This is a genomic window from Streptomyces sp. NPDC048566 (assembly GCF_043199735.1).
Classification (GTDB): domain Bacteria; phylum Actinomycetota; class Actinomycetes; order Streptomycetales; family Streptomycetaceae; genus Streptomyces.
This window is the reverse complement of sequence record NZ_JBICWL010000005.1, coordinates 166640-190436: the sequence shown is the minus strand read 5'-3', so window position 1 is coordinate 190436 and position 23797 is coordinate 166640. Positions and strand designations below refer to the sequence as shown.

Annotated in this window: 23 protein-coding genes; 6 read left to right on the top strand and 17 right to left on the bottom strand. The window is 74.9% G+C overall.

Annotated elements, in window-relative coordinates; translation table 11 throughout:
• Window positions 1–13: 13 nt before the first annotated feature.
• Both ACGFS9_RS11575 and ACGFS9_RS11570 read right to left on the bottom strand, forming a co-directional pair.
• Window positions 14–766: a DUF4232 domain-containing protein gene (locus tag ACGFS9_RS11575; protein ID WP_393252360.1), complete on the bottom strand. Its 753-nt coding sequence runs from the start codon at window positions 764–766 to the stop codon at window positions 14–16.
• Between the two features lie 178 nt (window positions 767–944).
• The gene (locus ACGFS9_RS11570) at window positions 945–2348 is read right to left on the bottom strand and encodes a serine/threonine-protein kinase (protein WP_393252358.1); all 1404 of its coding nucleotides are present in this window, start codon (window positions 2346–2348) and stop codon (window positions 945–947) included.
• 46 nt (window positions 2349–2394) lie between these two features.
• Here ACGFS9_RS11570 and ACGFS9_RS11565 point away from each other — a divergent pair, with 46 nt between their 5' ends.
• The gene (locus ACGFS9_RS11565; protein WP_393252356.1) at window positions 2395–2946 is read left to right on the top strand and encodes an RNA polymerase sigma factor; all 552 of its coding nucleotides are present in this window, start codon (window positions 2395–2397) and stop codon (window positions 2944–2946) included.
• A 387-nt stretch (window positions 2947–3333) separates the two neighbouring features.
• On the opposite strand, the gene ACGFS9_RS11560 is transcribed toward ACGFS9_RS11565, so the two are convergent.
• Complete coding sequence (locus tag ACGFS9_RS11560) at window positions 3334–3549, bottom strand: dodecin (RefSeq protein WP_081220578.1); 216 nt, start codon at window positions 3547–3549, stop codon at window positions 3334–3336.
• Between the two features lie 228 nt (window positions 3550–3777).
• Here ACGFS9_RS11560 and ACGFS9_RS11555 point away from each other — a divergent pair, with 228 nt between their 5' ends.
• Window positions 3778–5040, top strand: a complete 1263-nt coding sequence (locus ACGFS9_RS11555) for an extracellular solute-binding protein (protein ID WP_393252354.1) — start codon at window positions 3778–3780, stop codon at window positions 5038–5040.
• Between the two features lie 92 nt (window positions 5041–5132).
• Here ACGFS9_RS11555 and egtD read toward each other — a convergent pair whose 3' ends face one another.
• Genes egtD through egtA form a run of 4 tightly spaced genes read right to left on the bottom strand, consistent with a single transcriptional unit; the run spans window position 5133 to window position 9575 of the window.
• Window positions 5133–6095 (bottom strand): L-histidine N(alpha)-methyltransferase, encoded by a 963-nt coding sequence (gene egtD / locus ACGFS9_RS11550; protein WP_393252352.1) that lies wholly within the window; start codon window positions 6093–6095, stop codon window positions 5133–5135.
• The gene (gene egtC, locus ACGFS9_RS11545) at window positions 6092–6883 is read right to left on the bottom strand and encodes an ergothioneine biosynthesis protein EgtC (protein WP_393252351.1); all 792 of its coding nucleotides are present in this window, start codon (window positions 6881–6883) and stop codon (window positions 6092–6094) included. Before egtC ends, egtD begins: the two co-directional genes overlap by 4 nt.
• On the bottom strand, window positions 6883–8205 hold the full coding sequence (gene egtB, locus ACGFS9_RS11540) for an ergothioneine biosynthesis protein EgtB (protein WP_393252350.1): 1323 nt from the start codon (window positions 8203–8205) through the stop codon (window positions 6883–6885). The genes egtC and egtB overlap by 1 nt, the downstream gene beginning before the upstream one ends.
• Complete coding sequence (egtA, locus tag ACGFS9_RS11535) at window positions 8202–9575, bottom strand: ergothioneine biosynthesis glutamate--cysteine ligase EgtA (protein ID WP_393252348.1); 1374 nt, start codon at window positions 9573–9575, stop codon at window positions 8202–8204. Before egtA ends, egtB begins: the two co-directional genes overlap by 4 nt.
• Before the next feature lie 258 nt (window positions 9576–9833).
• Between egtA and ACGFS9_RS11530 the strand changes: the two genes are divergently transcribed.
• Window positions 9834–10667, top strand: a complete 834-nt coding sequence (locus ACGFS9_RS11530; protein ID WP_393252624.1) for a TIGR02452 family protein — start codon at window positions 9834–9836, stop codon at window positions 10665–10667.
• A gap of 95 nt (window positions 10668–10762) precedes the next feature.
• On the opposite strand, the gene ACGFS9_RS11525 is transcribed toward ACGFS9_RS11530, so the two are convergent.
• Together ACGFS9_RS11525 and ACGFS9_RS11520 are read right to left on the bottom strand one after the other, a co-directional pair.
• Window positions 10763–11209 carry a type II toxin-antitoxin system PemK/MazF family toxin gene (locus ACGFS9_RS11525; protein WP_393252346.1) on the bottom strand — a complete coding sequence of 149 codons (447 nt, stop codon included), beginning with the start codon at window positions 11207–11209 and terminating at the stop codon, window positions 10763–10765.
• A 567-nt stretch (window positions 11210–11776) separates the two neighbouring features.
• Window positions 11777–13201, bottom strand: coding sequence for an amidase (locus tag ACGFS9_RS11520; RefSeq protein ID WP_393252344.1), 1425 nt, complete (start codon window positions 13199–13201; stop codon window positions 11777–11779).
• A 170-nt stretch (window positions 13202–13371) separates the two neighbouring features.
• Here ACGFS9_RS11520 and ACGFS9_RS11515 point away from each other — a divergent pair, with 170 nt between their 5' ends.
• Window positions 13372–14406: a LacI family DNA-binding transcriptional regulator gene (locus ACGFS9_RS11515; protein WP_393252343.1), complete on the top strand. Its 1035-nt coding sequence runs from the start codon at window positions 13372–13374 to the stop codon at window positions 14404–14406.
• Between the two features lie 142 nt (window positions 14407–14548).
• Here ACGFS9_RS11515 and trxA read toward each other — a convergent pair whose 3' ends face one another.
• On the bottom strand, window positions 14549–14947 hold the full coding sequence (trxA, locus tag ACGFS9_RS11510) for a thioredoxin (protein ID WP_393252342.1): 399 nt from the start codon (window positions 14945–14947) through the stop codon (window positions 14549–14551).
• A 120-nt stretch (window positions 14948–15067) separates the two neighbouring features.
• Here trxA and ACGFS9_RS11505 point away from each other — a divergent pair, with 120 nt between their 5' ends.
• Window positions 15068–16501, top strand: coding sequence for a dihydrolipoyl dehydrogenase family protein (locus ACGFS9_RS11505; RefSeq protein WP_393252341.1), 1434 nt, complete (start codon window positions 15068–15070; stop codon window positions 16499–16501).
• A gap of 322 nt (window positions 16502–16823) precedes the next feature.
• On the opposite strand, the gene ACGFS9_RS11500 is transcribed toward ACGFS9_RS11505, so the two are convergent.
• The 4 genes from ACGFS9_RS11500 to ACGFS9_RS11485 all read right to left on the bottom strand — a co-directional run bounded on the left by ACGFS9_RS11500 (window position 16824) and on the right by ACGFS9_RS11485 (window position 19068).
• Entirely contained in the window at window positions 16824–17480 is a 657-nt protein-coding gene (locus ACGFS9_RS11500) for a peptide deformylase (RefSeq protein ID WP_393252340.1), read from the bottom strand.
• A gap of 183 nt (window positions 17481–17663) precedes the next feature.
• Complete coding sequence (locus tag ACGFS9_RS11495) at window positions 17664–18011, bottom strand: tetratricopeptide repeat protein (protein WP_393252339.1); 348 nt, start codon at window positions 18009–18011, stop codon at window positions 17664–17666.
• A 65-nt stretch (window positions 18012–18076) separates the two neighbouring features.
• Entirely contained in the window at window positions 18077–18556 is a 480-nt protein-coding gene (locus ACGFS9_RS11490) for a MarR family transcriptional regulator (RefSeq protein ID WP_393252337.1), read from the bottom strand.
• Window positions 18553–19068: a MarR family winged helix-turn-helix transcriptional regulator gene (locus ACGFS9_RS11485; RefSeq protein WP_393252335.1), complete on the bottom strand. Its 516-nt coding sequence runs from the start codon at window positions 19066–19068 to the stop codon at window positions 18553–18555. The genes ACGFS9_RS11490 and ACGFS9_RS11485 overlap by 4 nt, the downstream gene beginning before the upstream one ends.
• A 238-nt stretch (window positions 19069–19306) precedes the next feature.
• Between ACGFS9_RS11485 and ACGFS9_RS11480 the strand changes: the two genes are divergently transcribed.
• On the top strand, window positions 19307–20272 hold the full coding sequence (locus ACGFS9_RS11480) for a pirin family protein (protein ID WP_393252334.1): 966 nt from the start codon (window positions 19307–19309) through the stop codon (window positions 20270–20272).
• A 290-nt stretch (window positions 20273–20562) separates the two neighbouring features.
• Here the strand turns inward: ACGFS9_RS11480 and ACGFS9_RS11475 are convergent, their stop codons facing one another.
• From ACGFS9_RS11475 to ACGFS9_RS11465, 3 genes are all read right to left on the bottom strand, one after another.
• Window positions 20563–20787 (bottom strand): hypothetical protein, encoded by a 225-nt coding sequence (locus tag ACGFS9_RS11475; protein WP_393252332.1) that lies wholly within the window; start codon window positions 20785–20787, stop codon window positions 20563–20565.
• A gap of 257 nt (window positions 20788–21044) precedes the next feature.
• A complete protein-coding gene (locus tag ACGFS9_RS11470; RefSeq protein WP_393252331.1) occupies window positions 21045–22466 on the bottom strand; it encodes an aminobutyraldehyde dehydrogenase in 1422 nt (473 codons plus the stop codon).
• Window positions 22459–23772, bottom strand: a complete 1314-nt coding sequence (locus tag ACGFS9_RS11465) for a flavin monoamine oxidase family protein (protein ID WP_393252330.1) — start codon at window positions 23770–23772, stop codon at window positions 22459–22461. The genes ACGFS9_RS11470 and ACGFS9_RS11465 overlap by 8 nt, the downstream gene beginning before the upstream one ends.
• Window positions 23773–23797: the final 25 nt, after the last annotated feature.

Genomic DNA, 23797 nt, shown 5'->3' with positions numbered 1-23797 from the left:
GCCGGCGCGGTGCTCAGGTGCCGTCGCCGACCCGTACCGCCGTGAGGCGGACCGACGAGGAGTTGCCGGACAGCGGAACCTCGCCCTGCGTCCACTTCACCGTGAGGGAGTCCTTCTCGTCGGGCGGGGTGACGACGAGGGAGGCGGGGGTGGCCGTGTGGGCGCCGCTGATCTGCGGGTTGGAGAAGGACAGGCCCGCCCAGGCGCTCTGTCCGGGGGCCAGCTTCACGGTCGTCACCGAGTCCTTGGACCGCGTCGGGTCCGGGCCGAGCTGCTTGCCGGACGCGTCGACGAACGCCGCCCCCGGGTAGCCGCGCACGGTGCAGGTGTGCCCGGACCTGTTGGTCAGCACGATGGGGAAGTTCTCCTGTCCCGCCCCCGGGTTGTTGCGGCCGACCGCGGCACGCAGCTCCGACGTGTGGCAGCGGGCGTTTGCGGTCGACGCGTTCCCCGAGGAGGCGGTCGCGGAGGCCGAGGCGGCGTCGGTCGGCGTGCCCGCCGGGGTGCCGTCCGGGGCGTCGCTCGCCGTCGGGTCGGAGGAGGCGGAGGACCCGGTCTCCCGCCCGGTGTCGCCGGAGGCCGGTTCGGCCGTGCCCGACAGACTCGTCGGCGATCCGCCGGGGGTGTCCCCACCACAGCCGGTGAGCACGCTCAGCAGCGCGACGCCCGCGAGCAGCGCGGCCCGCCGGGCGGCGGGTGCAGCGCGGCGCGCGGCCACCGCGCCGGTCCGGTCCGTGTCCGCCGTCGCGCGCCGGAAGGTCGACATGTCACCACTCCTTGGTCTCTTCGCTCACTCCCCGTACGGGCCGCTCGCCCGTACGCACGGCGCGTTGTGCCCCGTCACTCCTCTCCGATGCACCCATGGAGCGAAAAGTTCGCGGGATCGGCCGGCGAATTCACCGGTGTGCCCCCTCGGTCCCGCCGCGGGCCCGGGGAAGCGTGTCTCAGGCCGTCACCCGGACGGAGGAGAGCACGCCGTCCACGGTCTCCCGGGTGCCGTCCTCCTGGCGGATCTGCACGTACACCTGCGGCTGCGTGGCGCCGCCCGCGGAGGTGAGCGCCGCCTCGGTGAGGGAGCCGGCCTTCCCGGGGCAGCCCTCCCAGGTCCGTATCAGCCCGTGCCAGCGCGGGCCGGAGTAGGGCCGGCTCCCGGCGAAGCGGCATCCGGAGTGCGCGAGCGCGCGGACCCGCTCGGTCACGTCGCCGTGCTCGCTGAGCCCGACGAAGGCCCCGTCGACACCGGCCGAGCCGAGGTCCTGCCACGCCGTGAGGCGGTTCGCGACGGCGAGCCCCGGTTCCGGGCCGTCCTTCAGGCCGAGCGCCCGGGGGTTCCAGCCGGAGGGGCGCACCTGCCCGGCCCAGGAGGCCGGCACCTGCGCCGAGACACGCCCCGTACGGTCCTCGACCCGGACGGTCCGCGCGCCGGTGTCCCGTGTCAGCAGGACGGCCCCGGTACCGAGCGCGCCCGCCGCCACCAGGCCCGTCGCGGCCAGGAAGGCGGTACGCCGCCTGCGGCGTACCGGCGGACGGGTCCGGCGGGCTTCCGTTCCGGCCGCCGCGGAGTCGGCCAGCCGGTCGAGTTCCGCCGCGAGCCGGCCGGCGGTCGGCCAGCGCCGCTCCCGGTCCGGCTCCATGGCACGCAGCAGCGTCCGCCCGACGCCGGCGGGCAGGTCCGGGCGCAGCCGGCCGGGCCGCTCGACCTTGCCGGGAGGGCCGGGGACCGCGCCGGTGACCAGGTGGTAGCCGAGGGCGCCCAGGCTGTACACGTCCGCGCGTGCGTCGATCCCGGAGCCGGCCTGGGCCTGCTCGGGCGGGGTGTAGCCGGCGGAACCCGCGGCCATGGTGAGGCCGGACGCCTGGGCGAGGCTCTTGGCCAGCCCGAGGTCGGCCAGCAGCACCCGCTCGGAGCCGTCGGGGGCGGTGCGCAGCAGCACGTTGGACGGCTTGATGTCGCGGTGGACGATGCCGGCCTCGTGCAGTGCGGCGGCGCTCCGGGCCGCCAGCGCGGTCAGCCGCAGCGCTTCGGCGAGGGGCAGCGGTCCGTCCTGCACCCGGTCGGCGAGCGTGCCGCCGTCCGCGTACTCCATGACGAAGTAGGGTCTGCCGTCGGGGAGTTCGCCGAGATCGTAGACCTGGATGACACGGCTGGAGTCGGCCTTGCGCAGCAGCCGCGCCTCGGCGAGGAATCTCTCCCGGACGTCCAGGTGGTCGACCCAGTTGTCGGACAGCACTTTCAGGGCCACGGTCGCGTCGAGGTCGTCGTCGTGCGCGAGCCAGACCACACCGAAACCGCCGGCACCGAGGCGCCGGTCGAGACGGTAGCGGCCGATCCGTTCCAGGGAGTGCATGCGACTATCATGCCTGGCCTCCGATCCACTCCGAGGGGAGCATCCTGTGCAGGACGCGGCGGGTACCGAGGAACTCGCGGTGCGGGCGGCCGCCGGTGACCCGGCGGCCCTGGACCAGCTGCTCCAGCGGGTCCGACCCGAGGTCGTGCGGCGGTGCGGGCGCTTTCTGCCCTGCCGGGAGGACGCCGAGGAGGCGGCGCAGGACGTGCTCCTCCAGGTGGCCCGGAAGATCGGCACGTTCGAGGGCCGCAGCCGCTTCAGCACCTGGCTCTACACGGTGGTCTCCAACTGCGCCCGGCAGAAGTACCGCGAGCTGAAGCGGCGGGCGGCGGAGCAGCCCGGGGAGATCGACGCGGGCCGGCACGTCGACCCGCGCACCACGAGCGTCATCGCCGGCTCGCGGGTCGACCTGCTGGAGGCGCTGGAGCGGTTGGAGCGGGAACACCCGCACCTGGTCGCGCCGTTGGTCTACCGCGACATCTGCCAGCTGGAGTACGCGGAGGTGGCCGAGCGGGTCGGCGTCCCGCTGGGCACGCTCAAGTCCCGTCTGCACGAGGCGCGCAGGCAGGTCCGGCCCTGGCTGGCCGACGCCTCCTGAGCGCTCGTCCGCCCGTCCGGCGTAGGCCCGCCGCGCCGCCCCGTGCCCCTTCTGCGTCCCGTGCCCGCCGCCCGTCCGTGTTCCGCGCACCCCGCGGGCGGAGGGGATGCCGGGCGGCCCGGTCCGCCGGGGAGGAGCGGAGCAGCACGCCGCCCCGGCCGGGGCGGGCCCCGGCGGGGGGCTCGGGGACACCGCGAGGGGGTACTCCCGCGAGCGGGCGCGGACCACGCGGGCGTCGCGATCGTCCGGCCGTCGCCGCGCCTTCTCGCCGGAGCCGCGCGCCGCGCGGCGGAAAGCGGGCCGCGTCCGGTCCGGAGCCGCACCCGGCCGGAGGGCCGTGCCCCCGGCGAGGGCGGCTTCGGACGTCGCGCGGGCCGGCGCGGAGGCTCAGTCCGCGTCCTCCAGCCGGAATCCGAGCTTCAGGCCGACCTGGTAGTGCTCGACCCGTCCGTTCTCGATCTGCCCCCTGACCTGGGTGACCTCGAACCAGTCCAGGTTGCGCAGGGTCTGCGAGGCCCGGGTGACCCCGTTGCGGATGGCCTGGTCGATGCCCTCGTGCGAGGTTCCGACGATCTCGGTGACCCGGTAGGTGTGGTCGGACATGCGGCTGCTCCTCTCCGCCGTGGCGGGAGTGCCAGGCGTCATTCCACCGTGCCCCAGTCGGTCACACCGCGCGAGACGGCGGGGTGCCCTGGGTGACGGGGCGGCGGCCCGGGCCCTTGACGGACCTTATTGGTCCATACCAAAATCCACACACCCGTACGAGTGACGCCACTCGTCCCCCCACGCCGGGCCCCTCACCCCTGTCCGCAAGACAGAACTGGACCCCTCGTGAAACGTCGTCTGCTCGCCGTCGCCTGCGTCAGCGCCTCCCTGCTCACCGCGTGCGGCTCGCTGCCGGACGGCGGCCCGTCACGGAAGACCGTCACGGTGTGGCTGATGAAGGACAGCGCCTCCAAGGACTTCCTCAGGCGCTTCACCGAGGACTTCGAGCAGAAGCACGACGCCATCCGGCTCGACGTCCGCATCCAGGAGTGGACCGGGATCGGCGACAAGGTCCAGGCGGCCCTGAAGCGGAGCGACGCGGACGCCCCCGACGTCATCGAGGTCGGCAACACGCAGGTGGCGCGGTACGTGGACGGCGGCGGACTGAGCGATCTGACGCTGGAGTCGATGCGGGACTGGGGCATGAACGACTGGCTGCCCGGTCTCGCCGAACCGGGACGGTTCGGCACCCGGCAGTTCGGCGTGCCCTGGTACGCCGCCAACCGGGTGGTCATCTACCGCAAGGACCTGTTCCGGGCCGCCGGTGTCGAGCAGCCGCCGAAGACCCGCGAGGAGTGGCTCACCGACACCGAACGCCTCAACACCGCAGGGAACCAGGGGATCTACCTGGCCGGCCAGGACTGGTACACGCTGTCCGGCTTCATCTGGGACGAGGGCGGCGACCTCGCCGAGAAGTCGCGCTCGGGGAGCTGGGCGGGCACCCTCGCGACACCGGCCGCGCTGCGCGGCATGGACTTCTACCGCCGCCTCCAGGCCCTCGGCAACGGCCCCGTGGACGCCGACGAGGAACACCCGCCGCAGGCCGGGGTGTTCGCCAAGGGCCGGGTCGCCCAGATCGTGGCGGTGCCCGGGCTCGTCCAGGCGATCGAGCGGACCAACCCCGCCCTCAAGGGCAAGCTCGGGTTCTTCCCCGTTCCCGGCAAGACCGACGGCAGGCCCGGTGCGGTGTTCACCGGCGGCTCGGACCTGGTCGTGCCGGAGAACACCGACGACCGCGACGGGGCCACTGCCGTCGTCGCGGCCCTCGCGGGCGCCAGGTGGCAGAAGGACCTCGCCCGGACGATGAACTACGTGCCCAACAAGACCTCGCTCGCCGGCGCGGTCTCGGGCGAACCCGGCGTCGCCGCCATGGCGGCGGGTGCCGCACAGGGCCGCGCCACCCCGTCCTCCCCCCAGTGGGCCGCCGTGGAGGCGGACAACCCGATCAAGGCGTGCATGACCAAGATCCTGGGCGGAGCCGACCCGGCGACGGAGGCCCGCAAGGCGTCCGACCGCATCACCCGTGTGCTGTCCGCGGACACGCCGTAGCGCGGGCCGGGGCCGCGCGGGACCGCGGCCCGTCCTCCCCTCGCCGGCCCGGTGCCGCCCGGCGCTCACGCGCGGGCGGCACCGCGGTCGCGCTACCGGGCGGCACTCAGCGACAGGGCGAAGCGCTCCTCCTCGTCCGTCCACCAGTGCGTCAGCTCGAAGCCCGCCTCGGCCAGTTCGGCGCGCACACCCTCCTCGCGGAACTTGGCCGAGATCTCGGTGCGCAGTTCCTCCCCCTCGGCGAACTCGACGACCAGGCCGAGCGCGGGGATCTTCACGGTCTGCGCGACACGGGACCGCAGCCGCATCTCGATCCACTCGTGCCCGGCGTCCCAGAGGGCGACGTGCTCGAACGCGTCGAGGTCGAAGTCCGCGCCCAGTTCCCGGTCCACGACGCTCAGCACGTTCTTGTTGAACGCGGCCGTCACCCCGGCCGCGTCGTCGTAGGCCCGGACGAGCACCGAGGGGTCCTTCACCAGGTCCGTGCCGAGCAGCAGGGTGTCCCCGGGCGCCAGCAGGGCCCGGACCGACGCCAGGAACGCGGCCCGCTCGGCCGGCAGCAGATTGCCGACGGTACCGCCGAGGAAGGCCACCAGACGCGGCCCCGGGGTGTCCGGGAGCGTCAGGGTGGCGGTGAAGTCGGCGATCAGGGCGTGGACGTCGAGCCCGGGGCGCTCCGCGCCGAGCGCCCGACCGGCCTGCGTGAGCGCGCTCCCGCTCACGTCGACCGGGACGTAGGTGTGCAGGTCCGGGAACGCGTCCAGCAGATGGCGCGTCTTCTCCGACGAGCCGGAACCCAGCTCCACCAGGGTGCGCGCGCCGCTCGCCGCGGCGATCTCGCCGGCCCGTGCCAGCAGGATCTCCCGCTCGGCACGCGTCGGGTAGTACTCGGGGAGTTCGGTGATCCTCTCGAAGAGGTCGCTGCCGTGCGCGTCGTAGAACCATTTCGGCGGCAGCGTCTTCGGCGTGCTCCCGAGGCCGTGCAGGACGTCGGCGCGCAGAGCCGCCTCGGTGGCGTCCTCGGGAAGGGTGCGGGTCAGCAGGAACGGGCTCACGTACGGGGCTCCTTGCGCTGTGCGGATGCCATGTCGTCGCTCATGTCCTTGAGCGGGGTGAGCAGCACCTCGGTGCGGCTCGCGGTGAGAAGGGTGCGGTCGGGGACCTCCCGCCACGCCGGGTCGTCGTCGTGCGGTTCGGAGGCCACGACGACGCGGCGGCCCGGCTCGGCCAGGTACCACAGGGTGTCGCCCCACGCGGTCGCGGCGATCGTCGCGCCGTCGGTGAGCAGCAGGTTGAGCCGGGAGCCGGGGGCCGCCTCGGCGACCTCCACGACCGTGTCGGCCAGCGCCTGGCCCCCGGTGTCCCCGGCGCGCAGCCGGTGCAGCACGAGCGCCCACAGGAACGCCGCGTCGCACCGGGCCTCCAGACTCAGCAGCTCCGCCGCGGGCAGGCCGGCCGCCAGCGGGGCGAGCGAGCCGGGCCAGCCGCGGACCGCGCCGTTGTGGCTGAACAGCCAGCGGTCCGCGGCGAACGGCGCCGCGGCGGCCTCGCCGTCGGAGCCCGCCACGGTCGCGTCCCGCACCGCGGCGAGCACGGCCCGGGAGCGGACCACGCGGGCCAGGTCGGCGAACGGCGCGTCGCCCCAGATCGGCCCGGTGCGCCGGTACCGGGCGGGCACCGGGTCCCCCTCGGCGTACCAGCCCACCCCGAAGCCGTCGGCGTTGACCGTCCCGTGCCGCTGCCTGCGCGGTGCCCACGACTGCCGGAACAGGCTGTGCTCGGGCTCCACGAGCAGCGCGCCGAGCCGTTCCCCGTCCCCGAGGAACGCCAGGTGGCGGCACATCAGGAGGATCCGTCGCGGGCCGTGCGGAACCCGGAGAAGATCTGCCGCCTGATCGGGTAGTCCCAGTTGCGGAACGTCCCCCGGCAGGCGACCGGGTCCACCGCGAACGAACCGCCGCGCAGCACCTTGTGGTCGGAGCCGAAGAAGACCTCCGAGTACTCCCGGTAGGGGAAGGCGACGAAACCCGGATACGGCTCCAGGTCGCTCGACGTCCATTCCCACACGTCGCCGATCAGCTGCCGCACGCCGAGCGGCGAGGCGCCCGCCGGGTAGCTGCCGGCCGGGGCCGGGCGCAGATGCCGCTGGCCGAGGTTGGCGTGGTCGGGCGTGGGGTCGGCGTCGCCCCACGGGTAGCGGGTGGAGCGGCCGGACACCGGGTCGTGCCGGGCCGCCTTCTCCCACTCCGCCTCCGTGGGCAGCCGCCGGCCCGCCCAGCGGGCGTACGCGTCGGCCTCGTACCAGCACACGTGCAGCACCGGCTCGTCCGCCGGCACGACCTCGGTGACGCCGAACCGCCGCCGCAGCCACTGCCCGCCCTCACGCCGCCAGAACAGCGGCGCCTCGATGCCGTGCGCCCGGATGTGGTCCCAGCCCCGCGGGGTCCACCAGCGCGCGTCGCCGTAGCCGCCGTCCGCGATGAACTCCTGGTAGGCGGCGTTGGTGACCGGGGTGGTGTCGATGTGGAACGCCCCGACCTCGCGCCGGTGCGCGGGCCGTTCGTTGTCCAGCGCCCACGGTTCGGTGGAGGTGCCCATCACGAACGGGCCGCCGGGCACCAGGACTTCGGACGGCCCGTCGAAGGGCGCGACGGGGGACGGGTCCGGGGCGGTGAGGGCGGCCGGCCCCCGGCGCAGCTGATGGGTAATCAGCATGGTCTCGTCGTGCTGCTGTTCGTGCTGCGCGATCATGCCGAAGGCGAAGCCGGCCTCGGTGAGGCGGCTGCCCCCGAACGCGGAGCCCTCCAGGACGTCGAGCGCCCGGCCGCGCACCTCCGCCGCGTAGCCACGGGCCTCGGCGGGAGGCAGCAGCGGCAGCGAGGGCCGCTCGGACCGCGCGTGCTCGAACGCGTCGTACAGGCCGTCGATCTCGGGCCGCAGCGCCTCCTGTCCCGCGACCGCCCGCAGCAGCCACAGCTCCTCCTGGTTGCCGATGTGGGCGAGGTCCCACACCAGCGGGGACATCAACGGCGAGTGCTGCGCGGTGAGGTCGGGGTCCTCCACGCACGAGGTGAGCAGGGCGGTGCGGTCCCGCGCGGTGACGAGCGCGTCGAGGGCGCGTTGCCGCAGCGACTCCGGATCCGTGAGCGATTCGGGGGCGGTCATGAGCTGAAGTCCTTCCCATCGAACCGGCCGGACGAGCGGCCGTCGCAGCGGGCCTCGGGCCGGGTGGCACCCCGAGCGGCGGTCCGGTTGTCGGACCGGCCGTCGTGCGAGGTCCGTTCCGAGTCGAGCAGATCGTCGGCGGGGCAGCGGCCCCGCGCCACATAGCGGTCGGTGAACTCCGCCACCGCCTCCAGGACCTCCGGGGAGGCGCCCAGCCGGGGCAGCGCCTCCACGGCCGCCGCGAAGCAGATCCCCGCCGCCTCGCGCAGCTCGGGATCGGTCATCCCGAGGCGCGCCGCGTCCCGCCACAGCGGGTTGCGGGGCGCCCGGTCCTGACCCGCCCGCTCCGCGAGCGGCTTCACCGTCCGGTAGGCGACCTCGGCCGCCACCGGGTCGTCGAAGAGGGCCGCCGCCACCGCCAGGGGCACGATCCAGCCGTCCTCGCCCGGCTGCGCGTCGATCATGCGCAGTTCGAGATGGCCGCGCGGCCGGACCGGCGGGAAGAGCGTCGTCAGGTGGTAGTCGAGGTCCTCCCGGGTCGGCGGGGCACCGGACCGGGTCCAGTCACGGAACGTCATGCCCCGCGGGACGTCCCAGGCGCCCTCGGGGGAGCGGACGCACATGACCGGGGAGTCCAGCACGTGCCGCGACCAGGCGGCCCGGGGGTCGCCGCCCAGCGGCGGGGCGTCCGTCCGCCCGGGGTCCATCGCGGTCCACAGCGACTGGCGCGTGGAGCGCCAGCCGGTGCGCCGGCCGCGTGCCATCGGCGAGTGGGCGAAGGCGGCCACCAGGACCGCGCCGAGCTGGTGCGCCAGCCACCAGCGCCGGCCGTGTCCGAGCGGCCCGGGCTCCTCGTGTCCGGCGTCCAGGCACACCTGCACGGACGCGGACGTGCACATCATGGCGCGGCCCTCGGGCCCCGTCCGGTCCAGGACGCGCTCCATGGCGTCGTACCGGGGTCGGCGGAGGTAGCGCCTCGGGGGGTTCCAGGGGTCCTGGCCGTAGCCGCTGAGGCCCAGACCGGCCGCGCGCAGCGTGGCGCGGACGGCGGCCAGATCGGCCGAGACGGAGCGGACGCACTCCATCAGGGAGGCGGCGGGAGCGGAGCTGAGCTCCAGCTGCCCGCCCGGTTCGACGGTCAGCGCCGAACTCAGCGGCACGGACCGCAGAGCGGCGTACGCCGCCGCGAGACGTTCGTGCGGTACGGGGAGCCGCGGCGCGCGCAGCTCGTGGACGAGCCATTCGACTTCCACACCGAGCAGGCGGGGCGGCCCGGTCTTGAAGCAGATGCCGTGGACGAGCGCCTCCGCCTCGGCCTCGGTGACGGTGGAGCGTCGTCGCTTCCCGCCGTCACTCAGCGATTCGGACATGTGGGGATCCTCCTGAGATTCCACCATGCCGCCGGCCCGGGGGTCCGGTGGGCCGGACCGGCACTGACCCGTCCACCCAAGACCCTCTCGGCGGTTCGCACAAGGGTGCAGATTTTGTCGCTTCCGGGACCTGAGTACACCGCTCGCGGGCCCCGAAACTCTGTTGCGCCGCAGGACCAGCATCGCTCACGATGCGTTCATGAGCACGACGGGGGAGAGCACACGGGCGGCGCTCGTGGCGCGTACGGGGGTGGCGCCCTGAGCGCCCGCCTGCGGGCGATCGCCCGGCAGACCGAGGAGATCGTGGCCTCGGGCTGCTACCGCGGGCCCGGAGGCGGCGAGGTGTCCATCGCCGCAGCCGTGGCCGCGGCGAGGTCCGGGACCCGGCTGCACGGGCCCGGCCCGGTGCCGGCTCCGGTCCCGTCGTCCGTGGGCACCTCGTTCGAGGTCACGGGGGAGAGCAGCCTGGAGGCGGCCCGCCGGCTGCGGTCCGCTGGTGCCGGGCCGGTCGCGGTGCTGAACTTCGCCTCGGCCCGCAATCCGGGCGGCGGCTACCTGAACGGCGCCCAGGCCCAGGAGGAGGCGCTGTGCCGCGCCTCCGCGCTGTACACGTGTCTGCTGCGGGCCCGGGACTTCTACGACCATCACCGCGCCCACAGGGACGCGTTCTCCACCGACCGTGTCGTCCACTCGCCGGGCGTGCCCGTCTTCCGCGACGACGGCGGCCTGCTCCTGGACGAGCCGTTCACGGCCGGATTCCTGACGGCGGCGGCCCCGAACGCGGGCGTCGTGCGGCGGACCGCCCCGGAGCGGGCGGCGCGGCTGCCCCACGCGCTCGGCGTCCGTGCCGAACGCGTCCTGGAGACCGCCGCGGCCCACGGGTACCGCCGTCTGGTGCTCGGCGCCTGGGGCTGCGGGGTCTTCCGCAACGACCCGGCGCAGGTGGCGGGCGCCTTCCGGGGGCTGCTGGCCGGAGGCCGGTTCGACGGGGTGTTCGAGCACGTCGTCTTCGGCGTCCTGGACCGCACCCGGGACCGCGCCACGTACCAGGCCTTCGCGCAGGTGTTCGCGGCGGAAGTCCGGGGTGCGTGAGGGATCGGTCGACGGTCTTCGAGGATCGCCGGCGTCGGGGATCGGCGGCTGCCGGGGCCGCCCGGCCTCCGGCAGACCGCGTGCGGCGGGTGCGGTCAGCGCCAGCCGTAGCGCTCGCGCAGCCGGTGCACGACGGAGTTGAAGCGCATCCGGTCCAGGGCGCAGGCCTCTCGCCGCATCCCCTCCTCGTGCAACCGGAGCACGCGGTCGACGGCGATCCACGAGTCCCGTCCCGTCCGGTCCCACGGCCCGCTCCCGATGGCGACCCACTCGCGCTCGCCGTCGTGCCGCTTGCTGGAGAGCTGGACCGCGAGCAGGGTGCCCTCCGCCTCCCGGGCCACCACGAGCACCGGGCGGTCCTTGCCCCGGCCGTCGTTCTCCTCGAAGGGCACCCAGGTCCAGACGATCTCGCCCGGGTCGGGGTCGCCGTCGTGCGCGGGGGAGTACTCGGTGCGCACGGAGCCGACCTCGCCCGGCTCGGCCTCGGTGGTCGCGGTGGGGCCGTAGCGGCCGGGGACGTCGTCATCGATGGAGGCAGTCATCCGGCCACGGTAGAGCCCCGCCCGAGAACCGCGCCGATCGGGTCCGCCCTCGCCGGACTTGGCGGCCCGTTCCGCCGGTGGGCGGCGGCGTGAGGGGGCGACGGGCCACGCCGCCCGGCACCGCGACCGCCCTTCACCCGGGCCCTGCCGGGGATCGCGGCGACCGGTTCCGGCCGTGCGGCCGTACCGTTCGCGGGCGCGCCGAGGCCCGGATGCCGAACGCCCACCGGACGGTCGAACTCCGGCTACCTGATCGGGAGTTGCTCGGCACTATCACGCGTCCCCGTCCGCCCCCGTCCGCCCTCGGGCCGCGCACGCGGCCGGACGGCGGGAGTCGCGCGGGGTGCCGGCACGGGCCCGAGGCGTCCCTCCGCCGCCCGCAACCGTGCCGGTGCGGCGGCCTCCGACGGACCGGCCACCGGTGACGTCGGCCAACCGGACCGGGCGGCGGGCCTGTTGCGGCGTCCGCCGACGGGGGGCCGGCCGGGACCGGGAGCAAGCCGACGGGAGGCCGGCCGGACCGGGTGCAAGCCGACGGGAGGCCGGCCGGGACCGGGTGCACTGTGCCTAGGCCGCGGGTGAGTCGGTGAGGCCGAGGGGCGGCGGCCAGTGCTCGTGCCACCGCAGGTCGTCCTCCAACTGGGCCGCCAGCGAGACGAGCAGCGGCTCGCCGGCGGCGGGGCCGAGCAGTTGCGCGCCGACCGGCAGCCCGTCGCCGACGAAACCCGCGGGCACGTTCACTCCCGGCCAGCCGAGCACGTTCCACGGCCAGGCGTACGGGCAGGCCGCGATCATCGCCCGGTCCGTGCCGATGCCGCCGAGGTCGTGCAGTGCGCCGATCCGCGGCGGGGGAGCGGCGGTCGTCGGCGTGAGGAGGACGTCGTAGGTCTCGAAGAGCGCGCCGATCCGCCGGTGCAGCACCGCCTCGGCCCGCCGGGCCGCCCGCAGCGGCGCACCCCCCAGCAGCCGGCCGAGGCGCGCGGCGTCCCGGGTGCGCCGGTCGAGCAGCTCGGGGAACGGCGCCTCGCGGACGTGCTCGGCGATCCCGGCGGTGGCGCGCGGGACGAACGCGAGCCCGATCCGCCCGTACCGGGGTTCCGCCTCCTCCACCGTGTGGCCGAGCCGGGCCAGCCGTTCCGCGAGGGCCACGACCCGTGCCCGGACGGCCGGGTCGAGGCGCGCGGGCACCGCGGTGAACGGCGGCTTCAGCGACAGCGCGATGCGCAGCCGGCCCGGGTCGCGGCCCACCGCGTCGTGGACGCGCAGCGGCGCCGGACGATGCAGGTCGCCCGCGTGGCCGCCGCTCGCCGCGTCCAGCAGCAGGGCCGCGTCCGCGACGGTGCGGGCGAGCGTTCCGTTGACCGTGATGCCGTGGAACGCCTCCGCGCGCGGCCAGGTCGAGATCCGGCCGCGTTGCGGCTTGATGCCGACCAGGTGGGTCCAGCCCGCCGGGATGCGCACGGAGCCCGCGCCGTCCGAGCCGAGCGCGGCGGGCACCAGGCCCGCGGCGACGGCCGCGGCCGAGCCCCCCGAGGAGCCGCCGGGGGTGTGACCGGTGTGCCAGGGGTTGCGGGTCGCGCCGAAGGCCGGGCCCTCGGTGAAGGGCCACTGGCCCAGCTCGCAGGTGTTGGTCTTGCCGACCACGATGGCGCCGGCCGCGCGCAGCCTGCGCACCGCCTCGCCGTCCCGCGCCACCGGCGGGTGGTCGCCCGGACACCCGAACGCCGTCGGCTCGCCCGCCACGTCCATGTCGTCCTTGACCGCCACCGGCACGCCCAGCAGCGGCCGCCGTCCGCCTCGCGCCCGCTCCCGGTCCGCCGCGTCGGCCTCGGCCAGCGCCGCCTCGGCCCGCACCAGCCGGAAGGCGTTGAGCGTGGAGCGGCCGGCCTCGATGCGCTCCAGCGCCCGCTCGACCAACTCCCGTGCGCCGACCGTGCCGTCGGCGACGGCACGCGCGCTCTCCGCCAGACCTGGTGAGCGGTCGTGAGCCATGCGGGACACCTCCGGAGACGTCGTCTACCGAACGGTAACCTCTACGCCGTCCCACCGGTACACGAGGAGCAACCCCCTTTCCGGAAGGGGTAGTTCCGTCCGCGGGGGTGTACGGAGAGGGCCCCCGGCCCGAGGCGGCGCCGGGGGCTTCTGCAAGGATGCGACGCGTCATGGTGCACCCACCGAAGCCGCCCGCCGGGCCGACGCCCGCGCAGCGACCCGTGCCCACCAGCGCCGACGTGGCGCGCCTCGCGGGGGTCTCGCGCGCGACGGTGTCGTACGTGCTGAACGACGCCCGTGCCGTCCGTATCAGCGAGCCCACCCGCCGCCGCGTCCGCGCGGCGGCCGAGGAACTCGGGTACGTCCCGCACGCCGCCGCCCGCAGTCTGCGGTCCGGGCACAGCCGCATGGTCCTGGTGCCCGCACCCGCGGCCTCGACGGGCTTCCTCTACCACCGGTTCTTCGCCGAACTCCAGGCGGCGCTCGGCCGGCTCGACTACACGGTCGTGCAGTACGGCGGCGGGGGGCTGCGCGGCGACGAGGCCGCCCGCGCCTGGGCCGAACTGCGCCCCGTCGCCGTCCTGGTCCCCGGCGGCGGACTCGGCCCGCGGGGCGTGGCGGTGCTCCGGCGGGCCGGAGTCCGTGCCGTCGTCACCCTGGGACCCGAACGCGTCGAGGGGGCCCACGCGCTGCTCATGGACCACGAGCGGGTCGGGCGCGCCGCCGGCGAGCACCTGCTGGCCCGCGGGCGGCGCGCCGTCGGCGTGGTCCTGCCCGGCGAGCCCGGCCTGGAGATCTTCTCCGCACCGCGCCTGGCCGGCGTCCGGCACGCGCTCGCCGGCTCGGGCGCGACGGTGACCGAACTGCCCCTGCCCTACGAGGAGGAGGCCGCCGCCGCGCTCGCTGGGCGCTGGCGTTCGCTCGGCCTCGACGCCGTCTTCGCCTACAACGACGAGTACGCGATGCTCCTCATGCGGGCCCTCCAGGACGAGGGCGTGAGCGTCCCCGGCCGGACCGCGGTCGTCGGCGCCGACGACCTGGTGCTCGGCCGGCTGCTGCGCCCCCGCCTGACCACCGTCCACCTCGAACTGCCCTCGGCCCGCGACCTGGCCGCACTCGTCGACCGGGCCGTCAGCGAACCCGGTCGCGGACCCCAGACGCACGACGTGCTCGGCGCCCGCGTGGTGCACCGGGCGTCGAGCTGAGCGAGCGGCCCGGCCGCTCGCCGGGCCCGTGCCCGCGCCGCCACCGCCGGGGCGCGCCCGCCGCGCGACGCAGGGCGCGAACAGACGTCACCCGGGACCGCCGCATCGCGGCCGTCCCGGGTGACGTCGTGGGGGACCGCGGTCACTCCCCGGCGGCCTGCCCGCCCTGGGCCTGAGCCGCCTGCTGCGCCGCGACCGACTTGCGGACCTCGTCCATGTCGAGCTTGCGGGCCTGCCCGATCACGTCGTCCAGGGCCTCCGCGGGCAGCGCCCCGGGCTGGGCGAAGACCGCCACCTGGTCGCGCACGATCATCAGCGTCGGGATGGACTGGATGTCGAAGGCGGCGGCCAGTTCCGGCTGCGCCTCGGTGTCGACCTTGGCGAAGACGAGGTCCGGGTTGGCCTCGGCCGCCTTCTCGTAGACCGGCGCGAACTGACGGCACGGCCCGCACCAGGACGCCCAGAAGTCGATCAGGACGAACCCGTTGTCCGTGACCGTCTGGTCGAAGTTCTCCTTGGTGAGCTCCACGGTGCTGCTCATGCGATATTCCCTCTTCCTGACGTCCGGCTCATGCCGATATGCACAACGCCACCCACCGGGGGCGTATTCCGCGCCCGTACCCGTGTGGCCACGACGCACACCACCCACGAGACTGGCTCCATGACGGAAACGGAATCCATCGCCTACGACGTCGTGGTGCTCGGTGCCGGGCCCGTGGGGGAGAACGTGGCCGACCGCGCCCGCGCGGCCGGCCTCTCCACCGCGGTCGTGGAGAGCGAACTGGTCGGCGGCGAGTGCTCGTACTGGGCGTGCATGCCCAGCAAGGCCCTGCTGCGCCCGGCCATCGCCCGCGCCGACGCCCGCCGGGTACCCGGACTCGCCCAGGCCGTGCAGGGGCCGCTGGACGCCTCCGCGGTCCTCGCCCACCGCGACTGGTTCACCTCCGACTGGACGGACGACGGCCAGATCGGCTGGCTGGACGGTATCGGAGCGGTCCTCCACCGCGGCCACGGCCGCCTCGCCGGCCCGCGCACCGTGACGGTCGACGGCCCCGACGGCACCCACACCACGCTCACCGCCCGGCACGCGGTCGCCGTGTGCACGGGCACCCGCGCCCTCCTCCCCGACCTGCCGGGACTCGATCAGGTCAAGCCGTGGACCAGCCGGGAGGCCACCAGCGCACACGCCGTGCCCGGCCGGCTCATCGTGGTCGGCGGCGGTGTGGTCGCCGCCGAGATGGCCACCGCCTGGCAGGCCCTCGGCTCCCGGGTCACCCTGCTGGTCCGCGGCAAGGGCCTGCTGCCCCGTATGGAGCCCTTCGCCGGCGAGCTGGTCGCCGAGGCGCTGACCGAGGCCGGCGCGGACGTGCGCACCGGCGTCTCCGTGACCGCGGTGACCCGGGAGGGCTCCACGGTCGTCGCCCTCACCGACACCGGGGAGCGCGTCGAGGCCGACGAGATCCTCTTCGCCACCGGCCGCGCCCCCCGCACCGACGACATCGGCCTGTCCTCCGTCGGCCTGGAGGACGGCGGGTGGCTGGAGGTCGACGACAGCCTCCGCGTCGTCGGCAGCGACTGGCTCTACGGCGTCGGCGACGTCAACCACCGCGCCCTGCTCACCCACGAGGGCAAGTACCAGGCCCGGATCGCGGGCGCGGCCATCGCCGCCCGTGCCGCGGGGGTGCCGCTGCTGGAGACCGACCCCTGGGGCGCGCACTCCGCGACCGCCGACCACGCCGCCGTCCCCCAGGTGGTGTTCACCGACCCGGAGGCGGCGGCGGTGGGCCTGTCCCTGGCGGAGGCGGAGCAGGCGGGCCACCGCGTCCGCGCCGTCGACGTCGACATGGCGTCGGTCTCCGGCGCCGGCCTCTACGCCGACGGCTACCGCGGCAAGGCCCGCATGGTCGTCGACGTCGACCGCGAGGTCGTCCTCGGGCTCACCCTCGTCGGCCCCGGCGTCGGCGAACTGATCCACTCCGCGACGATCGCCGTCGTCGGCGAGGTCCCCGTCAGCCGCCTCTGGCACGCCGTGCCGTCCTACCCGACGATCAGCGAGGTCTGGCTGCGCCTGCTGGAGGCATACCGGGACGCGTGAGCCGGGGCTACCCGCCGGCCCGGCCCCGACGGGTGCGGGCCGGCGGCCGGCCGGCGGGGCGGGTCGGGTCGACCGACGGGCCCGGCCGTCGGGGCACCGGACCGCCCCGGCCCGGCCGCCGCGCCGGGCGTCGCGTCCCGCGTCCGGCATCCCGCCTCGCCCTGAGCCGGAGGTCTCGTTCGGCGACCGGCGCCCTGCCCCGCGCCGGGCGCCGCCAGTCTGCGGCGGCGTGCTTCGCGAGGCGGGCCGGACCGCGGCGCTCCGGGTCGGTCTCCGGGCGGAGGGCGCACGGCGGAGGTGTCCGCCCCGCGCCCCGCGGGTGCTACCGCGGGAGCTCGAAGCCGAGATCCTCCGCGGCCCGTCGTGGCGTCGGCTGGCCCCACAGCTCCGCCGCCGCCCAGTTGGAGGAGAGGCTGCGCAGTTCGGCGCGGTCGAGGTACAGGGTGCCGTTCAGGTGGTCCGTCTCGTGCTGGACGATGCGGGCCGGCCAGCCGCGGAACACCTCCTCGACGGGAACGCCCCGCTCGTCCCACGCGGTCAGCCGCACCTCCGCGTGGCGGGCCACCACGGCCTGGTAGCCCGGGACGCTCAGGCAGCCCTCGAAGAAAGCCGCCCGGGCGGCGCCCACCCCCTCGTAGGAGGGGTTCACCAGCACCCGGAAGGGCTGCGGGACCCGTCCCCGGGCCGCCCGCACCTCCTCCGAGACCGGCGCCGGGTCCTCGACGACGGCCAGCCGGAGCGGCACGCCGACCTGCGGAGCGGCGAGTCCGACGCCGGGCGCCGCGTGCATCGTGGCGCGCAGGGCGGCGACGAAGCGGGCCAGCAGGCCCGGGTCCAGCTGCCCGTCGAACGGCACCGCCGTCATGCGCAGGACGGGGTCGCCGGCCCCGAAGATCGGCAACGGGCCTTCGTGGTCGAGGAGTTTCTCGACCAGGTCGCTCAGGGTGCGGGCGGCGCGGGGGTCACGTTCGGATGCCATCGCGCCAGGATGCCAAAGGGACCCGCTCCGATCGACGCGGCGCGGGGGAGTGGGGCGGCGGCTTCCCGCTGCCGGGGCCCGCAGGACGCGCGCCGCGGGCCCGGCCACCTCGGTGACCGGACCCGCACGCGCTGTTCGGCAGGACCGGACGGGACCGTCCGCGATCCTGCCCGCGGTCGGCGGTCAGCCGTGCCGGAAGTCGCCCGCCAGTGCCGAGGCGATCCGCAGGTGTGAGGCCGCCTCGGCGTGCCGTCCCTGCCGCTCCAGCGTGCGTCCCAGCATCAGGCGCGCGTAGTGCTCGACCGGGTCGATCTCCACCAGGGCGCGCAACTCGGCCTCCGCCCGCCCCAGTTGCGCCGAGTGGTAGTACGAGCGGGCCAGCAGCAGCCGGGGGCCCACCTGGTCCGGGCTCCCCTCGACCAGTCCGTCCAGCACCCGCGCCGCCGCGGCGTAGTCCTTGGCGTCGAAGAACAACTGCGCCCGCTCCCAGCGCTCCGCGGCCGTTCCGTGGTCGTAGTACGTGATGTCCACCGTCGACCTCCTTCACCGGGCCACAACCGCACTGGTTGGTTGAATATTCCACGAAAGAGGGGAGGTCAGATCCGCTCCGACTCCGCGTCGGCCCGCTCGGTGACGAGGGCCAGTACGCGCCCGGTCGTCGCGAGATCCCCGGCCGGGATTCCCGCGTACAGGCGCGCCGCGATCGCGTCGCTCTCGGCGCGGATCGCGGCGAAGAGGTGCCGTCCGCTCCCGGTCAGGGCCACCTGTCCGGCGTCCTGCTCGGTCAGCAGCCGACGCGCCGCCATCTCCCGTACGGTCGCGTGCGCCGCCGCGTCGCCGATCTTCAGTGTTCCGGTGAGCCGGTCCACGAGCCAGGCGCGCTCGACGGTCCCGCCCTGGTCGGCGACGGCCCGCAGGGCCGCCGACTGCTCGAAGGAGGTGCCGCTGCGGGCCAGTACGCGCTCCAGCGCGGCGCGGCTCGCGTAGTGGGCCAGACCGATGACCCGGCCGTCGACGGGCGGCGGAGGGGGAGCGGTGGGGGAGGCGGAGGCGGTGGGCGGAACGGGGGTGCTCATGGCTGCTCCTCGGGTGAGGTGGTGTCCGGGGCCGCCGGGACCCCGGCGCTCCGGTCGAGCGGGACGTCGAGCAGGGTGGCCAGTTCGCCGGCGAACACGCGGGCCCGTTCGCCCGAGAGGCCGCCGAGCGGCGCGAGAAGCTGCTCCAGCAGACCCTGGACCACCGTGATCGCGCGGCGCGTGACGGCGTGCCCCTCCTCGGTGAGGGACAGCCGCACCGCGCGGGGGTCGGCGGGGTCGCGTGCCCGGTCGACGAGGCCGGCGGCCTCCAGTGTCCGGGCGAGCTTGGAGACGTAGAGCGGTTCGAGGCCGGTGTGGTCGGCGAGCCGGCGCTGGCTCGGGTGCAGTCCGTCCCGGTGCATGCCGTACAGGGACGCGACGAGCGCGTACTGGGCGTGGGTCAGGCCGAGCGGGGCCACGGCGCGGTCGACGGCGACGCGCCATTTCATGGACAGGCGCCAGACCAGGAAGCCGGGCGTCGCGGGCTCGGGAGCGGACTCTGCTGAAGCCATGGAAGTACCGTACATGGCTACTATGTCCATGGCTACTGTTTTCGGGGGGCCGCACGCACGCCCGGCCGCCCGCGGGGCGGCTCCGGACGGAGGCGGGACCGGGGCCGCCGGGTCCGTCCAATGGCGTACGGGCCGGCGCCGCGGTCCCGGCCCGTTCCGCCTGTTCCGAGCCAAGTGCCCCGTGGAGGGCGGTTCGACCTCCTGACGCCGGGTCCCCGACGGGGCTAGGTTGTGCCCCATGAGCAATCTTGATCGGGAGGCGGCACCCGCCCTCTGCGGTGGCCGCGGATTCGTGGTGAGCGAGCCGGTGCGGGAACTCCTCAGCCCGCGCCGGGTCAAGCTCGGCGAGGCCACCGAGGTGCGCCGCCTGCTCCCCAACCTCGGCCGGCGCATGGTCGGCGCCTGGTGCTTCGTCGACCACTACGGCCCCGACGACATCGCCGACGAGCCCGGGATGCAGGTGCCGCCGCATCCGCACATGGGCCTGCAGACCGTGAGCTGGCTGCACGAGGGCGAGGTGCTGCACCGCGACTCCACGGGCAGCCTCCAGACCATCCGCCCGCGGGAACTGGGCCTGATGACCTCGGGCCGTGCCATCAGCCACTCCGAGGAGAGCCCCCGGCCGCACGCCCGCCTGCTGCACGGCGCGCAGCTCTGGGTCGCCCTGCCCGACAGCCACCGGCACACCGACCCGCACTTCGAGCACCACGGAGCGCTGCCGGTCGTCACCGCTCCCGGGCTGCGGGCCACGCTCCTGCTGGGCTCGCTGGACGGCGCCACCTCGCCCGGCACGACGTACACCCCGATCGTCGGCGCCGACCTCGCCCTGGCCGGCGGCGCGGACCTGGCGCTGCCGCTGGAGCCCGACTTCGAGTACGCCGTCCTCGCCATGTCCGGCCAGACGCATGTCGACGGGGTCCCGATGCTCCCCGGCTCCATGCTCTACCTCGGCTGCGGACGCACCGAACTCCCGCTGCGCGCCGCGACGGACGCCGGCCTGATGCTGCTGGGCGGTGAACCGTTCGAGGAGGAGCTGATCATGTGGTGGAACTTCATCGGGCGCACCCAGGAGGAGATCGAGCAGGCCCGCTCGGACTGGATGAAGAGCTCCCGGTTCGGTGAGGTCAGAGGGTACGACGGAGCGCCGCTGACCGCCCCCGAACTCCCGCCGGTGCCGCTCAAGCCACGCGGGAGGGTGCGCTGACCCGGAGGTCCGGCTCTGGTGCACACCTCTCGCGGGAGACGGCTGTCCGCGCTCGGCACTCGGTCTTCCGAGCGGCGATCGCTCCTCCGGAAAGCCACGACGGGCAAAGCCGCGTTCTCATGTCTGGCGACCCGTAGACGGGTTCGGTGCGGTCACCCCTCCGCCGGCGTCAGTTGTCGTGAGTCGGTCGCGCCGGAACGGCGTCGCTCGGAAGGTGTGGACGAGGCGCCGGTGTACGGCTGGGTCGGGCCGTGGCCCGTGGTGGGTGCTCCGGAGCCGGGAGACACCGGTCAGAAGGCCCCGTTCAGTGCCGCGTAGCCGAGTTGCTCCAGCAGCAGCGCGCTTTCGCGCGGCGCGTCGGTGGACGCCGTGGTCACCTGCTTGGCCGCCGACGCCGCCAGTGGCGGGTGCACGGCCATCTCCGCGGCGATCTCCAGCGCTCGCTCCAGGCAGGGTGCACCAGGATCGGTGATCTCGCTCAGCACACCCCAGGCGTATGCCTCGGCCGCGTTCATCCGGCGGCACCGCCGTGCCCCGATGAGAGGCGTTCGAGGTGTCGTCGTCGTCTGTGCCGGCGCGGCTGTCGGGGGGGGCATCGCTACTCCGCGGTCGGTGTCCAGAGCGAAGCGTTCCGCACGGTTCCTCCTGATCACGTGCCGACACGCTCGACTCGACGGGTGGTAGGGGATTCCTGGCGGGTCGGTGCCGGGTGCGCGGGGGGCGTGCCGGTGGATCCGCGGACGGCGTGCACCGGCTGCGTCCGGTCCTCCGCTCACAGCATCATGTGCTTGACCTGGGTGTAGTCCAGCAGCCCGGCGAGTGACAGATCACTGCCGTATCCCGAGTGGCGGACTCCGCCGTGCGGCATCTCCGAGACCGTCGTGCCGTGGGTGTTGACCCACACGATCCCCGTGTTCAGCGCACGGCCCGCCCGCATCGCCCGGTCGTGGTCCCGGGTCCACACGCTCGCCGCCAGTCCCTGCGGAACGCCGTTGGCCAGCCGAAGGGCCTCCTCCTCGTCCGCGAATGCCTGCACGGTGACGACCGGCCCGAACACCTCCCGCTGGACGATCTCGTCGTCCTGGCGCGCCCCGGCCACGACCGTGGCCTCGTGGAAGAAGCCGGGCCGAGACAGAGCACCGCCACCGGTCACGACGTGTGCGTGGGCTGGCAGCCGCTCCAGCAACCCGCGCACCTCCCCGAGCTGCGCCACGCTGTTGAGCGGCCCGAAGTCGGCGTTCTCGTCGCCGGGCCCGCCCGGCACCCGACAGGCCGCCCTCCGTGCGAAGGCGTCGAGGAACGTGTCGTGCACGCGCTGGTGCACGAGGATGCGCGTGGCCGCCGTACAGTCCTGGCCCGCGTTGTAGAACGACAGCGCGGACAACTGCTCCACCGCATCGTCCAGATCGGCGTCGTCGTGGACCAGGACGGGAGCGTTGCCGCCGAGTTCCAGGTGGAGCCGTTTCAGATCGGCCGCGGCCGCTGCCGCGATCTCCTGTCCGGCCCGTACGCTGCCGGTGAGCGCGACCATCCGGATCCCGGGGTGGACGACGAGCGCCCGACCCGTGTCACGGTCGCCGCACACCACGTTGAGTACTCCGGGCGGCAGGTGTTCCGCGGCGATCCGGGCGAGGAGCGTGGTGGAGGCGGGGGTGGTGTCGGCGGGCTTGAGGACGATGGTGTTGCCGGCCGCGAGCGCGGGGGCGATCTTCCACACGGCCATCATCAGGGGGTAGTTCCACGGGGTGATCTGGGCGCACACCCCGATGGGTTCCCGGCGCAGGATCGAGGTGCGGCCCGGCGTGTACTCGGCCGCGGCGGCGCCGGGCAGGTTGCGGGCCGCGCCGGCGAAGTACCGCACGGTGTCGATGATCGCCGGAAGTTCGTCCGCCCGGAACAGAGAGGGCGGCTTGCCGGTGTCGCCGACCTCGGCGGCGACCAGCGCGTCGGCCTGACGCTCCATGGACTCCGCGATCCGCAGCAGTGCGGTCTGCCGCTCGGCGGGGGTGGTGGCCGACCAGCCGGTGAAGGCGGCCTCCGCGGCCCGCTGGGCCGCATCGACGTCCTCGGCCCCGGACAGCGGGGCCGAGCCGTTGACCAGACCGGTCGCGGGGTCGACCAGGCGCAGCACGGCCCCGGACGCGGCGGGCAGATCGCTACCGTCGACGTGATTGAGCACGCGCGTCTCAGCCACGGCGCAGTACCTCCTTGGCGGCGGCGCGGCCCGTGCGGACCGCGCCCTCCATGTAGCCGGCGACCCACTGGTCGGAGCCGCAGACGTAGAACGGTGGTTCGTGGGTGCCGTGCAGTGGTCCGACGGCCATCACGTCCCCCGGGGTCCACTGGGTGACGTAGCCCTGTGTCCACGGGTCGGTGCCCCACAGCCGCAGGTAGGCTGCGCGCGGCTGGTGGGCCTGTTCACCGAACAGACCGGCCACCTCCGCCAGCAGTTCCTGGATGCGAAGGTGAGGCGGGGTGCCGAGCAGCACTCCGTAGCGTTCGGGCGGTATGAGGGCGGAAAGCGTGGATCCGCCCTGCGGCCAGGTGGAGCCGAGTACCCCCTCGCACTCGGACAGCCCGTTGCGGTGCCGCTTCCGCCAGAACGGCTCGTCGTAGACGGCGGCGAACTTCGCGGCGGTCGCGTTGCGCTGCCGGTGCAGTGATGCCAGGCGGGCGTCACTGACCCCGGTGACCGCGACCGACCGCAGGGGGCCGACCGGCAGCGCGCAGACGACGGCCTCGGCGGTCACCGTCTCGCCGTCGACGAGACGGACGGTGCACCGCCCGGGCCGGACGTCCAGGGCGGCGACGGGGGAGTCGAGGCGGATGTGCGGTGAGAGGTCCCGGCCCATCACCTCCGCGAGTGTGGCCGAGCCCTCCTCCAGGCGAAGGCCCTCCCAGTCGTCGTAGTCGTAGTGGCCCGAACTGGGCACCGCCGCGCTCTTGCGCAGCGCCGCGAGCAGAGAGGTCCTCTCGTACGATCCGCCGGCCAGGCCGAGTTGCCCGATCTCCCACAGCCGGACGACCGCCGGGGAGGCGTGCCGGGCCCGCAGCCACCCGTTGACGGAGAGCCGGTCCAGGACGGCGGCCTGGTGGTGCGACCAGGGATCGGCGGGGTCGACGGTCCTGGCCATCGTCACGAACTCGTCGGTGAGCTTCTGATGGAGGGTCATGTCACCGGGGCCGAACCAGTGCGGAGGGTCCCCCGTCGAGTCGCCGTCCGGGGTCGAGCGGGTGATGTACCCGGGCTCGGCCACATAGCTGGGGACCAGTTTCAACCCCAGTTCCTCGGCGAGTCCGAGGTAGGCCGTGTGGGCGCGGCCCACGACCTCCCCGCCGACCTGGACCTTGCGCCGGTCGGGCAGGCAGACCTGCTCGACCCGGCCGCCCACCCGGTCCCGGGCCTCCAGGACCAGGACGTCGGCTCCGCCGGCGACCAGGTCCCGGGCCGCGGCGAGCCCGGCCAGCCCGGCGCCGAGCACGATCACATCGTGGTGCATCTTCCTGCTTCCTTCTTCGGGGGGT